Here is a 17,381-nt window from a genome sequence, read left to right on the forward strand (position 1 = left end):
ACTCATGCCAGGCGGTTCGCGTCGCGGATGGCCTGGGTCAGGTCGCGGAGGGCCTTGTCCTCGGTCCGGGAGGACAGGTCGGCGGCGCGGTCGGCGAGTTCGCCGAGGGCCGGGGCGCCGGGCAGGGCGCTGTAGCGGTGGTCAAAGGAGCGCAGGGCGTCGGCGAAGTAGGCGGCGGTCGCGGTGAGCGTGAGACCGCGGTTCGCGGTCCAGACGGAGTCGTCGAGGGCGTCGGTCTCCAGGGCGCCGGTCTCCTCGTGCGGGGCGCGGGTGTCGGGGTCGAGCCAGCGGACCGTGGCCGTGGCGAGGTGGCCGTCGGCGCCGGACCTCGTACGGACCGCGTACAGGGCGGTGACGGTGTGGCCGGGGCCGACCTCGCCGCCGTCGACACCGTCGTCGCGGAAGTCCTCGTCGGCGACGCGGCGGTTGTCGTAGCCGACGAGGCGGAACTCGGCGACCGTCTGCGGGTCGAAGGCGACCTGGGCCTTGGCGTCGCGGGCGGTCAGCTCGATGTGGCGGGGCAGCTGCTCGCAGAAGACCTCGCGGGCCTCCTCCTCGTCGGACACGTACACCGTGTGCCCGTCGCCCTTGTCGGCGAGGCGTTCCATCAGGGCGTCGCCGTAGTCGCTGCCGACACCCACGCCGAAGAGGGTGATGCCGTGCTCGCGACGGGACGTCGAGATGCGTTCGAGGATCGCGTCGGCGCTGGTCTCGCCGGTGTTGGCGAGCGCGTCGGAGACGAGGACGACCCGGTTGGTGGCGCCCTCGCGCAGGCCCTCGACGGCGGTCGCGTAGCCGGTCTCGACGCCCGCGCCGAGGTTGGTGGACCGGGCGGGTTCCAGACGGTCGACGGCCTCGTGGATCTCGCCGCGGTTGCCGTCGAGGCGGGTCATCGGCAGCACGGTCTCGGCCTCGTCGCTGAAGGTGACGATCGCCACGGAGTCCTCGTCGCGCAGCCGGTCCGTCATGGTGCCGAGGGACCGCCGGGCGAGGTCGAGGCGGCCCGGTTCGGCCATGGAGCCGGAGATGTCGACGACGAAGGTGAGGGCCGCGGGCGGGCGCTCGCCGCTCGGCTCGGCGGGGCGGGTGGCGAGGCCGACGCGGACCAGGGACCAGTCGTCCTCGTCGGTGCGGGCGCCGTCGACGGTGACAGTGAAGCCGTCGCCGTCGGGGCGTGTGTAGTCCTGGCGGAAGCTGTTGACGAACTCCTCGGGGCGGACCGTGGAGGGGTCGGGCAGCCGGCCGTCGGCGAGGGTGCGGCGGGCGTAGCCGTAGGAGGCGGTGTCGACGTCGAGGGCGAAGGTGGACAGGTAATCCGGTGCGGGGGCGATGTCGCGGGAGTCCTGCTCACCCTCGCGCTGCCCGCCCTCGCGCTGTTCGCCCGAGCCCGGGCCCCGGGGGCCGTCGGGGGCGGGGAGCGGGGCCGAGCCGTTCCCCTTGCGGTCGTACCCGCTGTCGGCCGTCGCGTTCTCGTCGCCGCTGCCGCCCGCGCTGCATCCGGTGAGCAGCAGGCCGCTCGCCGCCGTGAGTGCCAGCAGCGCGCCGCTCAGCCGCCGTGTCCCGTGCCGCTTCGTCGTTCTGTATTGCTTCGTCGTCGCGTGCCACTTCATCGTCCGTGCCCCCTCGGTCCGTTGAACCCGACTCATGCGACTGTGACGCCGGGGCGGGGCGGAACGTGCGGCACGGGGCGTCACAGGTGCGTCTCGAAGCGGGCACGGCCGACGGCCGCCGAGACCGGTGGGTGACCTTCCGTCGACCTACGGCGTCGTGCCGTCGTGTCGTCGCCCGTCCGGTCGTCCGTATGACGGACCGGATTGACCCGGACGGGACGCGGGCCTCATCGTCAGGTACGTGCAAGCTGCATGGTGCTGGCCGGGTCCATTACTCTGGACCGGACAGTCCAGCTCCATGCACAATCCCCCGAGGGGGGTCACCCGCTCCCTCGCCCCGAGCCCATGGAAGGCGCCGTGACCACCCCCAGCTCCGCCACCCCGTCCGTCCCGGCCCCGGCCGCCGTCCCCGCGGCGGCTCCCGGGCATGCTCCCGGCGGGGCGGGTGCCCCGCCGCGCGGGCGGGGCGCGCTGGGGCCCGTCGGGCTGGTGCTCGCCGGGGGGATCTCCGTGCAGTTCGGCGGGGCGCTCGCGGTGACCCTGATGCCGCGGGCCGGCGCGCTCGGCGTCGTGACGCTGCGGCTGCTGGTGGCCGCGGTCGTGCTGCTCCTGGTGTGCCGGCCCCGGCTGCGCGGGCACTCGCGCGCCGACTGGACCACGGTGATCGTCTTCGGACTCGCGATGGCCGGGATGAACGGCCTCTTCTACCAGTCCGTCGCCCGCATCCCCCTCGGTACGGCGGTCACCCTGGAGGTCCTCGGCCCGCTCGCCCTGTCCGTGCTGGCCTCCCGGCGCGCGATCAACTTCCTCTGGGCCGGACTCGCCCTCGCCGGTGTCTTCCTCCTCGGCGGCGGAGGCTTCGACAGCCTCGACCCCGTGGGCGCCGCCTTCGCCCTGGGGGCCGGTGTCATGTGGGCGGCCTACATAGTCTTCAGCGCGCGTACGGGGCGCCGCTTCCCGCAGGCCGACGGGCTCGCCCTCGCCATGGGCGTGGCGGCGCTGGTGTTCCTGCCGCTGGGCATCGCCGAGTCCGGCACCAAGCTCCTCGACCCGACGGTCCTCGGCCTGGGCGCGGCGATCGCGGTGCTCTCCTCCGTCCTGCCGTACACCCTGGAACTCCTCGCCCTGCGCCGCCTGCCCGCCTCCACGTTCGCCATCCTGATGAGCCTGGAACCGGCCATCGCCGCCGCCGCGGGCTTCCTCATCCTCAGCCAGGCCCTCACCCTCACCGAGGCCGCCGCCATCGCCCTGGTCATCGCGGCGAGCATGGGAGCGGTACGGACCCAGGTGGGGCGGGGGCGCGCGAAGGCGCCGGAGGCGGTCTCCTGACGCTTGCGGCGACGTGGTGAGGGGCGACGGGGGCTGGAGTCGCTCTCGTCGCTCGAATCAACACGGCCCCGTCGCCGGGCTGCGATTCGGTGCGCCCTACAGCCGTACCGAAAGGTTTCCCACGGTGGCCGTTATGGTCAGCTCGCCACCGATTGCGTGCAGGTACGCCGCCATCGTCGAGGTGTCCAGGCGAGCGGTGCCTCGCTCGATCTGGCTGACCCGGCCCTGCGTGACGCCCATCGCCTTGGCGACCTGGATCTGGGTGAAACCTTGAGCTTTGCGGAGCGTGGCCAGCTCGTGTCCGCGCTCCGCATCGACCATCTCCGCCTTGATGGCATCGATACGCTCGCGCTTCTCGGGTGTGATGTCGGCCGTCAGGTCGTCCATGGAGCCGAGGTTCATTCGCCCTGCCCTTTCTTCTTCTCCTGTTCCAGCGCTTCAAGGTATGCCGTGAACTTGTCGTCGGCCTCTTTGATCGCCCGGGGGTACCAGGCTGCCCACTGACGCCCGGCGGCCTTGTTGCCCGCCACCAGGAAGATGGCCCGCCGCTCGGGGGCGAAGACGAAAAGCATCCGAATGCTCACCGTCCCGCCGTTGCGTGGGCGTAACTCCCGCATGTTCCGGTAGCGGCTCTTCTCGATCGCGCCGACCATCGGCCGCCGCAGCGCCGGGCCCACTTCCTGGAGCCGTTCCAGAGCGGCTATCACGTGGAGGTGGCTGCCAGGGTCCTCCTTGGCGTGTGTTTTGATCCAGTCCAGCACATCGTCGAAGAAGCGCAGCTCATAAGGTTCGGCCACATCTGAAAATTAGCACGAACTAATATTTGCGGGCAAGTGGGTGCCGTTGTCGCCCAGTCCTGCCCGCTGTCGCTGCGATGACGGATGAAATCCAGCAAGCATGCTTGATTGTTTTTTGAGGGCCTGTCATGCTCGCTCCATGGCCGACCCGACGCTCGTGATCGACGACCTGTGTGCGGAGAGCGACGAACTCGACCGGCTGGTGGCCGGAGTGGGTGGGGAGGAATGGGCGCTGGACACCCCCGCGCCCGGCTGGACCGTCGCCCACCAGATCGCGCACCTCGCCTGGACCGACCGCTCCTCGCTGCTCGCCGTGACCGATCAGGGTGCCTTCGCCCGCGAGGTCGAGAAGGCGCTGACCGAGCCCGGGGACTTCGTGGACAACGCCGCGCGGGAGGGGGCCGGCCTGCCGCCCGCACGGCTGCTCGCGGACTGGCGGGCCGGGCGCGAGGCCCTCGAGAGCGCCCTGCGGGCAGCACCCGAGGGGGCGCGTTTCCCCTGGTACGGCCCTCCCATGTCCACGGCCTCCATGGCCACCGCCCGGCTCATGGAGACCTGGGCCCACGGCCTGGACGTGGCGGACGCGCTGGGTGTGGTGCGGCCACCCACCGACCGGCTCCGGCATGTGGTGCGGCTCGGCATCCGCACCCGCGACTTCGCCTTCGGGGTGCACGGACTGCCCGCGCCGTTCGAGCAGTTCCGCGTCGAACTCACCGCCCCCTCGGGCGGGCAGTGGACGTACGGCCCCGAGGACGCCACGGACCGCGTCACCGGCCCCGCGCTCGACTTCTGCCTCCTGGTCACCCAGCGCGCCCACCGCGCCGACCTCGCCCTCACCGCCGACGGCCCCGACGCCGACCGCTGGCTGGACATCGCCCAGGCCTTCGCCGGGCCGCCCGGAGGTGGCCGGGAGCCGAAGGGGGACACCGCGCGGTGACGGCGACGACCCTGCGCATCGGCAACGCCTCCGGCTTCTACGGCGACCGCTTCGACGCACTGCGCGAGATGCTCACCGCCGGTGAGCTCGACGTCCTCACCGGCGACTACCTCGCCGAGCTGACCATGCTCATCCTGGCCCGCGACCGGCTCAAGGACCCCTCCGCCGGGTACGCCCGCACCTTCCTGCGGCAACTGGAGGAGACCCTCGGCCTCGCCCACGAGCGCGGCGTCAGGATCGTCACCAACGCCGGCGGGCTCAACCCGGCCGGCCTCGCCGACGCCGTACGGAAGCTGGCCGGGCGGCTCGGCGTCCCGGTACGCGTCGCGCACGTGGAGGGCGACGACCTCACCGCCGCCCACCCGGGCGCGCTGGCCGCGCACGCCTACCTCGGCGGCTTCGGCATCGCGGCCTGTCTGCGCGAGGGCGCCGACATCGTGGTCACCGGGCGGGTCACCGACGCGGCCCTGGTCACCGGGCCGGCCGCCGCCCACTTCGGCTGGGCGCCCACGGAGTACGACCGGCTCGCGGGAGCCGTCGTCGCCGGGCACGTGCTGGAGTGCGGGACCCAGGCCACCGGCGGCAACTACGCCTTCTTCGGCGAGCGGCCGCCCGGTGACTCACTGCGGCCCGGCTTTCCCCTCGTCGAGCTGCACGAGGACGGCTCCGGCGTCATCACCAAGCACCCCGGCACCGGCGGCTTCGTCGACGTCGGCACCGTCACCGCGCAGCTGCTCTACGAGACGGGTGGCGCCCGGTACGCCGGGCCCGACGTCACCGCCCGGCTGGACACCGTACGGCTCACCCAGGACGGCCCCGACCGGGTACGTGTCGAAGGCGCCGAAGGGGAGGCGCCGCCGCCCACGCTCAAGGTCGGGCGGAGCCGGCTCGGCGGCTTCCGCAGCGAGGTCGTGTTCGTCCTCACCGGGCTCGACATCGAGGCCAAGGCGGATCTCGTACGGGAGCAGATGACCGGCGCGCTCGCCAAGGCGCCGCCCGCCGAGGTGCGGTGGGAACCGGTGCGCACCGACCGGCCCGACGCGGACACGGAGGAGACCGCGAGCGCCCTGCTGCGACTCGTCGTGCGGGACCCCGGCCAGGAGGCGGTCGGACGTGCGCTGAGCGGGGCCGCGATCGAATTGGCGCTGGCGAGCTATCCCGGGTTCCATGTGCTCGCGCCACCGGGGAAGGGCTCCCCGTACGGAGTCTTCGAAGATGTGTACGTCCCCCATGGTGACGTCGACCATGTGGCCGTCCTCCACGACGGACGCCGGATCACTGTGGACCCGCCCCAGGACACCGCCGTACTCGCGGACGTGCCGGAGCCGGAGCTGCCGGAACCCCCGGTCCCCGGACCGACCCGCCGCGCCCCGCTCGGGCTCCTCGCCGGCGCCCGCAGCGGGGACAAGGGCGGGAACGCCAACGTCGGCGTCTGGGTTCGCTCCGACGACGCCTGGCGGTGGCTCGCGCACGAGCTGACCGTCGAGCGGTTCCGGGAGCTGATCCCCGAGGCCCGCGAGCTGCCCGTCACCCGGCACGTCCTGCCCCGCCTGCGCGCCCTGAACTTCGTGGTCGAGGGCATCCTCGGCGAGGGCGTCGCAGCGCGGGCCCGCTTCGATCCGCAGGCCAAGGCGCTCGGCGAATGGCTGCGCTCCCGGCACCTCGACATCCCGGAGGTCCTGCTGTGACGGTCCTCGAATCCGCCCTGGACACGGCCGGCCCGGAGTACCGGGCCCACCGCGAGGCCATGCTCGGCAAGCTCGCCGAACTCGACGCCGAGCACGCCAAGGCCCTCGCGGGCGGCGGCGAGAAGTACGTCGAGCGGCACCGGAAACGCGGCAAGCTGCTCGCCCGTGAGCGCGTCGAGCTGCTCCTCGACCCCGACACGCCGTTCCTGGAGCTGTCCCCGCTGGCGGCCTGGGGGAGCGACTACACCACCGGCGCCTCGCTCGTCACCGGGATCGGTGTCGTCGAGGGCGTGGAGTGCCTGATCACCGCCAACGACCCGACCGTCCGGGGCGGTGCCAGCAACCCCTGGTCGCTGAAGAAGGCCCTGCGCGCCAACGACATCGCGCTCGCCAACCGGCTGCCCGTGATCAGCCTGGTGGAGTCCGGCGGCGCCGACCTGCCCTCCCAGAAGGAGATCTTCGTCCCCGGGGGCGCCGTCTTCCGGGACCTGACCCGGCTCTCGGCGGCGGGCATCCCGACCGTCGCCGTCGTCTTCGGCAACTCCACCGCCGGCGGCGCGTACGTCCCCGGCATGTCCGACCACGTGATCATGGTCAAGGAGCGGGCGAAGGTGTTCCTCGGCGGTCCGCCGCTGGTGAAGATGGCCACCGGGGAGGAGAGCGACGAGGAGTCGTTGGGCGGCGCCGAGATGCACGCGCGCGTGTCGGGCCTCGCCGACCACTTCGCCGTCGACGAGCCGGACGCCCTGCGGCAGGCCCGCCGGGTCGTGGCCCGCCTCAACCACCGCAAGGCGTACCCCGATCCGGGACCGGCGGCGCCTCCCAAGCACGACGAGGACGAACTCCTCGGCATCGTCCCGGGCGATCTGAAGATCCCCTTCGACCCGCGAGAGGTCATCGCACGGATCGTCGACGCCTCCGACTTCGACGAGTTCAAACCGCTGTACGGCACCAGCCTCACCACCGGCTGGGCCACCCTGCACGGCTACCCCGTCGGCATCCTCGCCAACGCCCGGGGGGTGCTGTTCAGCGAGGAGTCGCAGAAGGCCGCCCAGTTCATCCAGCTCGCCAACCAGCGCGACATCCCGCTGCTGTTCCTGCACAACACCACCGGCTACATGGTCGGCAAGGAGTACGAGCAGGGCGGCATCATCAAGCACGGCGCCATGATGATCAACGCGGTCGGCAACTCCCGCGTCCCCCACCTGTCCGTCCTCATGGGCGCCTCCTACGGCGCCGGGCACTACGGCATGTGCGGCAGGGCGTACGACCCGCGCTTCCTGTTCGCCTGGCCCGGCGCCAAGTCGGCCGTCATGGGTCCGCAGCAGCTCGCCGGCGTGCTCTCCATCGTCGCCCGGCAGTCGGCGGCGGCGAAGGGCCGGCCCTACGACGACGAGGCGGACGCGGCGCTGCGCGCCATGGTGGAGCAGCAGATCGAGTCGGAGTCGCTGCCCGTGTTCCTGTCCGGGCGGCTGTACGACGACGGCGTCATCGACCCGCGCGACACCCGTACCGTCCTCGGCCTGTGCCTGTCGGCCGTCCACACCGCGCCCTACGAGGGCGTGCGCGGTGGCTTCGGCGTCTTCCGGATGTGAGGGACTGTGTTCACCTCGATCACCTCGATCACTTCCGTACTGGTGGCGAACCGGGGCGAGATCGCCTGCCGTGTCGTCCGCACCTGCCGTGAGCTCGGGATCCGGACGGTCGCCGTGCACTCGGACGCCGACGAGAACGCCCTCCACGCGCGCGTGGCGGACACGGCGGTACGCCTGCCGGGTGCGGCGCCCGCCGACACCTACCTCCGGGGCGACCTGATCGTGAAGGCGGCCCTCGCGGCAGGCGCGGACGCCGTGCACCCCGGTTACGGCTTCCTCTCCGAGAACGCCGGCTTCGCACGGGCCGTCCAGGACGCCGGCCTGGTGTGGATCGGGCCGCCCCCGGAGGCGATCGAGGCGATGGCGTCCAAGACGCGCGCCAAGGAACTGATGGGCATCGAGCCCCTGAGCGAGGTCACCGAGGCCGACCTGCCGGTGCTGGTGAAGGCCGCGGCGGGCGGCGGCGGGCGCGGGATGCGCGTCGTACGGCGCCTCGCCGACCTGGACGCCGAACTGGCCGCCGCCCGCGCGGAGGCGGCGAACGCCTTCGGCGACGGCGAGGTGTTCGTCGAGTCCTACGTGCAAGGCGGACGGCACGTCGAGGTGCAGGTCCTCGCCGACACACACGGCACGGTGTGGGCGCTGGGCACCCGGGACTGCTCCCTCCAGCGCCGCCACCAGAAGGTGATCGAGGAGGCCCCGGCACCCGGGCTGTCCGCGCGGCTCACCGACGAACTGCAGACCCTCGCCGTACGCGCCGCCCGCGCCGTCAGTTATGCCGGCGCCGGAACCGTCGAGTTCCTCGTCGCGGACGGCAGGGCGCACTTCCTGGAGATGAACACCCGCCTCCAGGTCGAACACCCGGTGACGGAGGCCGTGTTCGGAGTCGATCTCGTCGCCGAGCAGATCCGCGTCGCCGAGGGGCACCCGCTGGAGAAGGACCCGCCACGCGCGCGTGGGCACGCCGTCGAGGCCCGCCTCTACGCCGAGGACCCCGCCCACGACTGGACCCCGCAGACCGGCCGTCTGCACCGCCTCGCCGTCCCGGACGGCATCCGCCTGGACACCGGCCATACCGACGGCGACGACATCGGCGTCCACTACGACCCCCTGCTCGCCAAGGTCGTCGCCCACGCCCCCACCCGCGCGGAGGCGATCCGCAAGCTGGCCTCCGCCCTGGACCGCGCGGTGATCCACGGCCCCGTCACCAACCGGGACCTGCTCGTCCGCTCCCTGCGGCACGAGGAGTTCGCCGGAGCCCGCATGGACACCGGCTTCTACGACCGCCACCTGCCCGAGCTGACCACCCCGGCCCCCGACCCGTACGCCCCGCTCGCCGCCGCCCTCGCCGACGCCCACGGCCGCTCCCGCTTCGGCGGCTGGCGCAACCTGCCCTCGCAGCCGCAGGTCAAGCGGTACGCGATGGCGGGCGAGGAACACGAGGCCCGCTACCGGCACACACGCGACGGCCTCGCGGCCGACGGGGTGCAGGTCGTACACGCCGACGCGGGGCTCGTCGTTCTCGACGTGGACGGCGTACGACGCAGGTTCGAGGTCAGCCGTTACGGCGACCGCGTGTACGTGGGCGCCACCGTCCTCACCGCCCTGCCCCGCTTCCCCGACCCCACCGCCCGACACGCCCCCGGCTCCCTCCTCGCCCCCATGCCGGGCACGGTCGTCCGCATCGCCGACGGCCTGACCGAGGGAGCCGCGGTGGAGGCCGGACAGCCCCTCCTCTGGCTGGAGGCGATGAAGATGCAACACGAGATCACCGCCCCGGTCGCGGGCACGCTGAGCACCCTCGACGCCGAGCCCGGCAGGCAAGTGGAGGTCGGCGCCCTCCTGGCCGTGGTCGAGGGAAACACCGAGTAGGGGCGCGGGGCTGTGCCCGACATGCGGCTACCGCCGCGTGGGCGCGACCAGCCACCCACAACCCGCAGCTGAAGGAGCCGCATGACCACCCTCATCGAATCCGAAGAGCACAAGTCCCTCCGCGAAGCGGTCTCCTCCTTCGCCCGGAGCCACCCCCGCACTCCGGGCACCGACAACAAACAGTTCTGGCAGGAGGCCGCCAAGCTCGGCTACATCGGCGTCAACCTGCCTGAGGCGTACGGCGGTGGTGGCGGTGGCATCACCGAACTCTCCCTCGTCCTGGAGGAGATGGGTGCCGCCGGCAACCCCCTGCTGATGATGATCGTCTCTCCGGCCATCTGCGGCACCGTCATCTCCCGCTTCGGCACCGAGGCCCAGAAACGGGAGTGGCTGCCCGCCCTGGCCGACGGCAGCCGCCTGATGGCCTTCGGCATCACCGAGCCCGACGCCGGGTCCAACAGCCACCGCATCACCACGACGGCACGCAAGGACGGCACCGACTGGCTCCTCACCGGCCGCAAGGTCTTCGTCTCCGGCGTCGACATCGCCGACGCCACCCTGATCGTCGGCCGCACCGAAGACGCCCGCACGGGAAAACTCAAGCCCTGCCTGTTCATCGTCCCCCGCGACACCGAGGGCTTCCGGCGGCGCCCCATCGACATGGAACTCAACGCCGTCGAGAAGCAGTTCGAGCTGGTCCTCGACGACGTACGGCTGCCCGCCGACGCCTTGGTCGGCGATGAGGACGCCGGTCTGCTCCAGCTCTTCGCCGGCCTCAACCCCGAACGCGTCATGACCGCCGCCTTCGCGATCGGCATGGGCCGTTACGCGCTCTCCCGCGCCGTCGAGTACGCGCGTGAGCGCACCGTCTGGAACGCCCCCATCGGCGCCCACCAGGCCATCGCGCACCCCCTCGCGCAGGCCCACATCGACCTCGAACTGGCCTGCCTGATGATGCAGAAGGCCGCCCACCTCTACGACGCCGGTGACGACATGAGCGCGGGCGAGGCCGCCAACATGGCCAAGTACGCGGCCGGCGAGGCATGCGTGAAGGCCGTCGACCAGGCCGTGCACACCCTCGGCGGGAACGGCCTCACCCGCGAGTACGGGCTCGCCTCGCTGGTGACCGCCGCGCGCGTGTCCCGTATCGCCCCGGTGAGCCGGGAGATGATCCTCAACTACGTCTCCCACCAGACCCTGGGCCTTCCCAAGTCGTACTAGGGCCTGTCCGGCGGATCATGCCGCAGACGCGGGGTCCGGCACGCCCTCCCCCTAGTGGCTCAGCTCGGATAGTTGACCGTGTAAATGGCCCCTCATGACAGCTCGGCCTGCAGCGCTGGGCGATGTGGGGCATGGCGACGAGAAAAGCGATGTCCGCGCAGGCGAAAGTGGTTTGCCGACACGGATGTTGCGTGGGTAGCGTCGCCATCTGTGACCCCGACTCTGCGCACCGAGCGGCTGCTTCTGGAGCCGTACGTCCCCGAGGACGAAGAGGGCTTCGTCGCTCTGTTCCAGGACACCAGGGTGTCGCAGTGGATGGGTGACGGCCCTGCTTCCGAAGCAACAGACCGGGCCCTGTTCGGGCGGATCTTCACGAAGGTCTATGCCCAGGACCTGTTCGATGTCTGGGCTGTTCGTCGCAACGGACTCCTGGTCGGGCATGCCGAGATCAAGCTGACCGACGTCGTCGGAGGCCACGAGATCATCTACGCTTTGGCGCCGACGGCATGGGGGTCCGGCCTAGGGACTGAGCTGGCTGAGGCCATCGTCGCCTATGGCTTGGATACTCTCGGATTGACCAGGGTGTATGCCACCGTAGCTGCATCGAACGAGGCCTCACTGACTCTGCTGGGCAGAATCGGTTTCGAGCATGTCCGGGACATCAAAGAGGACGACGGCACCACCACCCGCGTGTTGGCCCGCGGTCCGGCTGCGACCGACAAGTCGCCCCTCGCCCGATAGGGGCGAGCAAAACACTGCCTCTGAACCTCCTACGGGTGCTCAGGCAGCGCGGGTCGGATACCGGGTCCAGGTCCGGATGGGTGAGTCAGGAGCGAAGATGGTCTTCGGCTCGGCACGGGCATTACGCCAGCGGACGTAGGCGGCGATGGCGGCGTTCTGCTCGTCGTGGCTGCGGTGGTCGGTGCCGTTGAGGGCGAAGTAGCGCAGGGCGGCGAACTCGGCCTCGATCCAGTTCAGCCAGGAGCCGTAGGTCGGCAGGAAGACCAGCTCGACGTCGTTGCCGACCGCCCAGGCGCGGACCTTGGCATGCTTGTGCGGGGAGAAGTTGTCCAGCACCACATACAGCTTCTGACCGGGCCAGCGGGCGCGCAGGACCATGAGCAGGTCGAGGAACTCGCGCCACCGCTTGCGCGGGCGGATGCGGTAGTACAACTTGCCGGTGGCCAGATCGAGGGCGGCGAGCATGTGCATTACGCCGTTGTACCGGTTGTAGGTGGCCCGCAGCCGGCGCGGACGCCGCACCGGCCCCCACGCCTTGCCCTTGCGGGGCATCAGGTTCAGCGGCCCGAACTCATCGACGCATATCACCCGCCCGTCGGCGGGCGGGGTGTCGTACAGCGCCAGGATGCGGTGCATCTTGGCGATGAACTCCGGGTCGGTGGACGCCTTCCACGTGGTGGTGGTCTGCCAGGAGACCTTGCCGGCGTGCAGGATCCGGCGCAGCGTCTCCCGGCTGATGGCCGCGGTCACCTTCTGCTTGACCAGGTGCTCGGCGAGCTTGCTCAGGCTCCAGGTGGAGAACGCGGTGATCTTCCAGTCGGCGGGGGACGTCCGGGCGATCAGGCAGATGCGCTCACGCACCTGGTCACTGATCGTCTGGGGGCGTCCCCCGCTCCATTTTGGGTCCAGCGCGTCCAGCCCTCGCTCGTTGAAGGCGTGGATGACATCGCGGACGTAGTCCTCGCCGGCCTGCATCAGCACGGTGATGTCCTTGACCGTCTGGCCCTGGGCGGACATCAGCACCACGATCGCCCGGCGGAGTTTCACCGGGTCCTTCGCGGTCCGGCTGATCCGCTGCAGCTTCCGGCCCTCCTCCATGCTCACCGGCCGGACGAACACGCTTGGTCGACGTCCCACGACCACCTCCAAGATCAGGTCTTGGAGACAGTCTGCTGCCCGACGAACAGCGGGTTGATTACCCGGCCAAGGCTGCGTGACGAGCCACTAGCTCTTCGAGCAGGGGGACCCCCAGCGCGTCGACGCCCTCCTCCGCCTTGCAGCTGGACGCTCCCCCACTCTCGGCTTCTCCCCCACTCTCGACTTCGCTCGAGCGGGAGGGACCCCCATGAGCGGGGGCACCCCCATCGCCCCCGCTCACCCGTGCTGATGAGGCGCCGTTGCTTTCCTGCTACCTGATCCGCCGGACAGGCCCTGGGCCCGCTCGGCTTCTCGGCCGTCCTGGAGGAACCGTGTTCCGCAGCGAGTACGCGGACGTCCCACCCGTGGAACTCCCCATCCATGGCGCGGTGCTCGCGCGCGCCGCCGAGTTCGGGAGCACCCCGGCACTCACCGACGGCACCACCCTCACGTACGAGCAGGCGGACCGGTTCCACCGGCGCGTCGCCCCGTACGAGCGGGTCCGGCACGTCACCTTCCTCGGCGCCGTCCCCCGCGCCGCTTCCGGAAAGACCCTGCGCCGTGAGCTCCGCACGGCGCACAAGGAGCCCTCGTGACCCTGATCGGCCGCACCCACGCACGGGGCGTCGAAACGCTCTCCCTCGACGCCCCGGAGCGCCGCAACGCCCTGTCCGCCGCCCTCGTCGGGGAACTGACCGAGGCGCTGACCGACGCCGGCCAGGACACCGGCGTCCGCGCGGTGGTCCTCACCCACACCGGCAACACCTTCAGCGCGGGCGCCGACCTGCGCGACCCTTCCCCAAGCTCTCGGCTTCGCTCGAGCAGGGGAGACCCCAACCCTCCCGAGGCCCTGGTGGGCCTGTTGCGGCAGATCGTCGAGCTGCCCAAACCGGTCGTCGCCCGGGTCACCGGGCACGTCCGCGCGGGCGGCCTCGGCCTGCTCGCCGCCTGCGACATCGCCGTCGCCTCCCACGCGGCGACCTTCGCCTTCACCGAGGTCCGCATCGGGGTCGCCCCGGCCGTCATCTCCCTGCCGCTGCTGCCCCGCACCGACCCGCGCGCGCTGGCTCGCTACTACCTCACCGGCGAACGCCTCGACACGGCGGAAGCCGTTCGCATCGGACTGCTCACCGCCGCCGGTGACGACGTGGACGAGACGCTCGCGCCCGTCCTCGACGGCCTGCGCAGATCCGCCCCCGAAGCCCTGGCCGAGACGAAACGGCTGCTCACGGCTAGGGTGCTGGAGAACTTCGACCGGGACGCCGCCCACCTGACGGCGCTCTCGGCCCGCCTCTTCGCCTCCGCCCACGGGCGCGAGGGGATGACGGCCTTCCTCGAACGACGGGATCCGGAATGGGTGGTGTGAGCGCGGCGGCCGACCGTGCCGAACGCGTCCCCAAGCAGGACCGCAGCCGGGCCACCCGGCAGCGCCTCCTGGAGGCCGCCGTGGCCTGTCTCGCCGAACACGGCTGGGCGGGCTCCACGGTCTCCGTGGTCGCCGAACGCGCCGGTGTCTCCCGGGGCGCCGCCCAGCACCACTTCCCGACCCGCGAGGACCTGTTCACGGCCGCCGTCGAGTACGTCGCAGAGGAACGCTCCACCGCGCTGCGCGCGCTCTTCCCCGAGGGAGCGGCCGCCGGTGACCGCCGCGCGGTGGTCATCGCCCTGGTCGACCTCTACACCGGGCCCCTGTTCCGTGCCGCCCTCCACCTGTGGGTCGCCGCCTCCGACGAGGAGCAGCTGCGTCCGCGCGTGACCGAACTGGAGGCGCGCGTCGGCCGCGAGACCCACCGCATCGCCGTCGACCTCCTGGGCGCCGACGAGACCCGCCCCGGCGTCCGCGAGACCGTCCAGGGCCTCCTCGACATGGCCCGCGGCCTGGGTCTGGCCAACCTCCTCACCGACGACGCGGCCCGCCGCGAACGGGTGGTGGGGCAGTGGGCGGCTCTCCTCGAGGGGGCACTGGACGAGGCGCTGGACTGAGGCAAGGTGTCGTCGGCGGTCGGCGGTCGGCGGTCGGCGGTCGGCGGTCGGCGGTCGGTGTCCCGGGGGCCGGCGTGCGCGGCGAGCGCGCCGTGCGCGGCGTGGCGCTCACCGGTGCGGCGCCGCACTCACGGGTTCAGCCGCTCCACCCTCCAGCCCCCGTCCGCCTGTGCCACGTACCGCAGGCGGTCGTGCAGGCGGTTCTCCCGGCCCTGCCAGAACTCCACCGCCTGCGGGGCCACCCGGAAACCGCCCCAGTGCGGCGGCACCGGCACCTGCTCGTCCTCCGGATACCGGGCCGCGAGCTCCGCGTACGCCGTGTCCAGCTCCGCACGGCTCGCGAGCACCGAGGACTGGCCGCTCGCCCACGCGCCCAGCTGCGAGCCGTGCGGCCGGGTGCGGAAGTAGGCGGCCGTCTCGTCCCGGCCGGTGCGCAGCGCGACCCCGGTGACGATGACCTGCCGGGCCATCGGATGCCACGGGAACAGCAGCGAGACGTACGGGTTCCCGGTCAGCTCGCGCCCCTTGCGGGAGTCGTAGTTCGTGTAGAACACGAACCCCTGCTCGTCGAAGTGCTTCAGCAGCACCGTACGGGAGCTGGGCCGGCCCAGCTCGTCCGCCGTGGAGACGATCATGGCGTTCGGTTCGAACAGCCCGCCGTCCGTCGCGGCCTGCTTGAACCAGCGCGCGAACTGCTCGACGGGAGTGGCGGCCAGGTCGGTCTCGGAAAGCCCCTCGGCCCGGTACTGCTTGCGCATCGAGGCGAGAGCGAGGGGGACGGGGTCTCGGTCGGTCACGCCGTCATCCTGCCGTATGGACGGATTCCGTGGGAGCCCGGTGCCCCACGGTCTCGTATGGCACTGAGTGCCGTGAACCCTCCCCAAAAATGGCACTCAGGGATATTGTGCTGGCACCGGCCCGGTTGGGCGACAGCCCACCGGGCATCACAGGAATGACCGGTGGCGTCCCGGACCGCGAGTCCTCGCAGGAGGACCGTGGATCCATCGGACGCGCACCCCGTTCCCGTCGACCGGCCCGCACGAGGTCGCCCCACCCCACGACACCCCCCCACAACGGCACCACCCCCACGACAACATCATCCGTCGCCCACACCACAAGGAGCCGCCTGATGTCCGACTTCGTACCCGGGCTCGAGGGAGTCGTCGCGTTCGAAACGGAGATCGCCGAACCGGACAAGGAGGGCGGCGCTCTCCGGTACCGGGGCGTCGACATCGAGGATCTGGTCGGGCACGTCTCCTTCGGGAACGTCTGGGGCCTGCTCGTCGACGGCGCCTTCAACCCCGGCCTGCCGCCCGCCGAGCCGTTCCCGATCCCCGTCCACTCCGGTGACATCCGCGTCGACGTCCAGTCCGCGCTCGCCATGCTGGCCCCCGTCTGGGGCCTGAAACCGCTCCTCGACATCGACGCCGAGCAGGCCCGTGAGGACCTCGCCCGCGCCGCCGTCATGGCTCTCTCCTACGTCGCCCAGTCCGCGCGCGGCCAGGGCCGGCCCATGGTCCCGCAGCGTGAGATCGACAAGGCGCACTCCATCGTCGAACGCTTCATGATCCGCTGGCGCGGCGAACCCGACCCCAAGCACGTCGCCGCCGTGGACGCGTACTGGACCTCGGCCGCCGAGCACGGCATGAACGCCTCCACCTTCACTGCCCGCGTCATCGCCTCCACCGGCGCGGACGTGGCCGCGGCCCTCTCGGGCGCCGTCGGCGCCATGTCGGGACCGCTGCACGGCGGAGCCCCCTCACGGGTCCTCGGCATGATCGAGGAGATCGAGCGCACGGGCGACGCCGAGGCGTATGTGAAGCAGGCGCTCGACAGGGGCGAACGCCTCATGGGGTTCGGCCACCGCGTCTACCGCGCCGAGGACCCGCGCGCCCGTGTCCTGCGCCGCACCGCGCGCGACCTGGGGGCCCCGCGCTTCGAGGTCGCCGAGGCCCTGGAGAAGGCCGCCCTGGCCGAACTGCACGCCCGCCGTCCCGACCGCGTCCTGGCCACCAACGTCGAGTTCTGGGCCGCCATCGTCCTCGACTTCGCCGAGGTCCCGGCCCACATGTTCACCTCGATGTTCACCTGTGCCCGCACCGCGGGCTGGTCGGCCCACATCCTGGAACAGAAGCGCACCGGCCGCCTGGTCCGTCCCTCCGCCCACTACATCGGCCCCGGCAGCCGCGGCCTGCACGAGATCGAGGGCCACGCGGACCTCGCCCGCTGAGTGCGGGAGTCCTGAGGACCCGGGGACCCGGGACCCCCGGGGACCCGGGTCCCCGGAGCCCCGAAAACGCAGACGACCCGCGAGTCCGGTCCTCCGAAGGAGGGGCCGGCCGGACGTACCGGCGACTCGCGGGTCGGGCGACTGCGTTGGGTTAGGCCGGTTGCGTGTATCTCGCACACGCCGGTCCGGCGCCGAACCGAGTACGGCGACGGGCCACTAGCCCGCAGCCACCTCTTCCGTC

Annotated in this window: 16 protein-coding genes; 11 read left to right on the forward strand and 5 right to left on the reverse strand. The window is 71.8% G+C overall.

Annotated features, from left to right (window positions below; all coding sequences use genetic code 11):
- Positions 1-2: 2 nt before the first annotated feature.
- A complete protein-coding gene (locus tag AC6F7H_RS15540; RefSeq protein WP_500757567.1) occupies positions 3-1,610 on the reverse strand; it encodes a vWA domain-containing protein in 1,608 nt (535 codons plus the stop codon).
- 357 nt (positions 1,611-1,967) lie between these two features.
- Here AC6F7H_RS15540 and AC6F7H_RS15545 point away from each other — a divergent pair, with 357 nt between their 5' ends.
- The gene (locus AC6F7H_RS15545) at positions 1,968-2,939 is read left to right on the forward strand and encodes an EamA family transporter (protein ID WP_500757568.1); all 972 of its coding nucleotides are present in this window, start codon (positions 1,968-1,970) and stop codon (positions 2,937-2,939) included.
- Positions 2,940-3,035: 96 nt separating this feature from the next.
- On the opposite strand, the gene AC6F7H_RS15550 is transcribed toward AC6F7H_RS15545, so the two are convergent.
- Positions 3,036-3,326, reverse strand: a complete 291-nt coding sequence (locus AC6F7H_RS15550; RefSeq protein WP_279335352.1) for a helix-turn-helix domain-containing protein — start codon at positions 3,324-3,326, stop codon at positions 3,036-3,038.
- A gap of 11 nt (positions 3,327-3,337) precedes the next feature.
- Positions 3,338-3,736 carry a type II toxin-antitoxin system RelE/ParE family toxin gene (locus AC6F7H_RS15555; RefSeq protein ID WP_500757569.1) on the reverse strand — a complete coding sequence of 133 codons (399 nt, stop codon included), beginning with the start codon at positions 3,734-3,736 and terminating at the stop codon, positions 3,338-3,340.
- Between the two features lie 139 nt (positions 3,737-3,875).
- Between AC6F7H_RS15555 and AC6F7H_RS15560 the strand changes: the two genes are divergently transcribed.
- From AC6F7H_RS15560 to AC6F7H_RS15585, 6 genes are all read left to right on the forward strand, one after another.
- Positions 3,876-4,673 carry a TIGR03084 family metal-binding protein gene (locus AC6F7H_RS15560; protein ID WP_500757570.1) on the forward strand — a complete coding sequence of 266 codons (798 nt, stop codon included), beginning with the start codon at positions 3,876-3,878 and terminating at the stop codon, positions 4,671-4,673.
- Positions 4,670-6,361 (forward strand): acyclic terpene utilization AtuA family protein, encoded by a 1,692-nt coding sequence (locus AC6F7H_RS15565; protein WP_500757571.1) that lies wholly within the window; start codon positions 4,670-4,672, stop codon positions 6,359-6,361. The genes AC6F7H_RS15560 and AC6F7H_RS15565 overlap by 4 nt, the downstream gene beginning before the upstream one ends.
- Positions 6,358-7,956 (forward strand): acyl-CoA carboxylase subunit beta, encoded by a 1,599-nt coding sequence (locus AC6F7H_RS15570; RefSeq protein WP_500757572.1) that lies wholly within the window; start codon positions 6,358-6,360, stop codon positions 7,954-7,956. Before AC6F7H_RS15565 ends, AC6F7H_RS15570 begins: the two co-directional genes overlap by 4 nt.
- A gap of 6 nt (positions 7,957-7,962) precedes the next feature.
- Entirely contained in the window at positions 7,963-9,828 is a 1,866-nt protein-coding gene (locus AC6F7H_RS15575; RefSeq protein ID WP_500757573.1) for an acetyl/propionyl/methylcrotonyl-CoA carboxylase subunit alpha, read from the forward strand.
- 81 nt (positions 9,829-9,909) lie between these two features.
- Positions 9,910-11,049: an acyl-CoA dehydrogenase family protein gene (locus AC6F7H_RS15580; protein WP_500757574.1), complete on the forward strand. Its 1,140-nt coding sequence runs from the start codon at positions 9,910-9,912 to the stop codon at positions 11,047-11,049.
- Positions 11,050-11,259: 210 nt separating this feature from the next.
- On the forward strand, positions 11,260-11,790 hold the full coding sequence (locus AC6F7H_RS15585) for a GNAT family N-acetyltransferase (RefSeq protein ID WP_500754593.1): 531 nt from the start codon (positions 11,260-11,262) through the stop codon (positions 11,788-11,790).
- Positions 11,791-11,829: 39 nt separating this feature from the next.
- Here the strand turns inward: AC6F7H_RS15585 and AC6F7H_RS15590 are convergent, their stop codons facing one another.
- Positions 11,830-12,927, reverse strand: a complete 1,098-nt coding sequence (locus AC6F7H_RS15590) for an IS630 family transposase (RefSeq protein ID WP_500754592.1) — start codon at positions 12,925-12,927, stop codon at positions 11,830-11,832.
- Positions 12,928-13,259: 332 nt separating this feature from the next.
- Between AC6F7H_RS15590 and AC6F7H_RS15595 the strand changes: the two genes are divergently transcribed.
- The 3 genes from AC6F7H_RS15595 to AC6F7H_RS15605 are packed head-to-tail and all read left to right on the forward strand — an operon-like array spanning position 13,260 to position 14,910.
- The gene (locus AC6F7H_RS15595; RefSeq protein WP_500762200.1) at positions 13,260-13,523 is read left to right on the forward strand and encodes a hypothetical protein; all 264 of its coding nucleotides are present in this window, start codon (positions 13,260-13,262) and stop codon (positions 13,521-13,523) included.
- Positions 13,520-14,293 (forward strand): enoyl-CoA hydratase family protein, encoded by a 774-nt coding sequence (locus AC6F7H_RS15600; RefSeq protein ID WP_500757575.1) that lies wholly within the window; start codon positions 13,520-13,522, stop codon positions 14,291-14,293. Before AC6F7H_RS15595 ends, AC6F7H_RS15600 begins: the two co-directional genes overlap by 4 nt.
- On the forward strand, positions 14,281-14,910 hold the full coding sequence (locus AC6F7H_RS15605; RefSeq protein WP_500757576.1) for a TetR/AcrR family transcriptional regulator: 630 nt from the start codon (positions 14,281-14,283) through the stop codon (positions 14,908-14,910). The genes AC6F7H_RS15600 and AC6F7H_RS15605 overlap by 13 nt, the downstream gene beginning before the upstream one ends.
- Positions 14,911-15,038: 128 nt before the next feature.
- Here the strand turns inward: AC6F7H_RS15605 and pdxH are convergent, their stop codons facing one another.
- Positions 15,039-15,707 carry a pyridoxamine 5'-phosphate oxidase gene (gene pdxH / locus AC6F7H_RS15610; RefSeq protein WP_500757577.1) on the reverse strand — a complete coding sequence of 223 codons (669 nt, stop codon included), beginning with the start codon at positions 15,705-15,707 and terminating at the stop codon, positions 15,039-15,041.
- 332 nt (positions 15,708-16,039) lie between these two features.
- Here pdxH and AC6F7H_RS15615 point away from each other — a divergent pair, with 332 nt between their 5' ends.
- Positions 16,040-17,140 (forward strand): citrate synthase 2, encoded by a 1,101-nt coding sequence (locus AC6F7H_RS15615; RefSeq protein WP_500757578.1) that lies wholly within the window; start codon positions 16,040-16,042, stop codon positions 17,138-17,140.
- The last annotated feature ends 241 nt before the right edge of the window (positions 17,141-17,381 follow it).

The organism is Streptomyces sp. MMS24-W38 (assembly GCF_059889265.1).

Coding starts and splice junctions, on each gene's coding strand:
- AC6F7H_RS15615 (WP_500757578.1), top strand. CDS start 16,040: ATGTCCGACTTCGTACCCGGGCTCGAGGGAGTCGTCGCGTTCGAAACG.
- AC6F7H_RS15540 (WP_500757567.1), bottom strand. CDS start 1,610: ATGAAGTGGCACGCGACGACGAAGCAATACAGAACGACGAAGCGGCAC.
- AC6F7H_RS15560 (WP_500757570.1), top strand. CDS start 3,876: ATGGCCGACCCGACGCTCGTGATCGACGACCTGTGTGCGGAGAGCGAC.
- AC6F7H_RS15605 (WP_500757576.1), top strand. CDS start 14,281: ATGGGTGGTGTGAGCGCGGCGGCCGACCGTGCCGAACGCGTCCCCAAG.
- AC6F7H_RS15580 (WP_500757574.1), top strand. CDS start 9,910: ATGACCACCCTCATCGAATCCGAAGAGCACAAGTCCCTCCGCGAAGCG.
- AC6F7H_RS15550 (WP_279335352.1), bottom strand. CDS start 3,326: ATGGACGACCTGACGGCCGACATCACACCCGAGAAGCGCGAGCGTATC.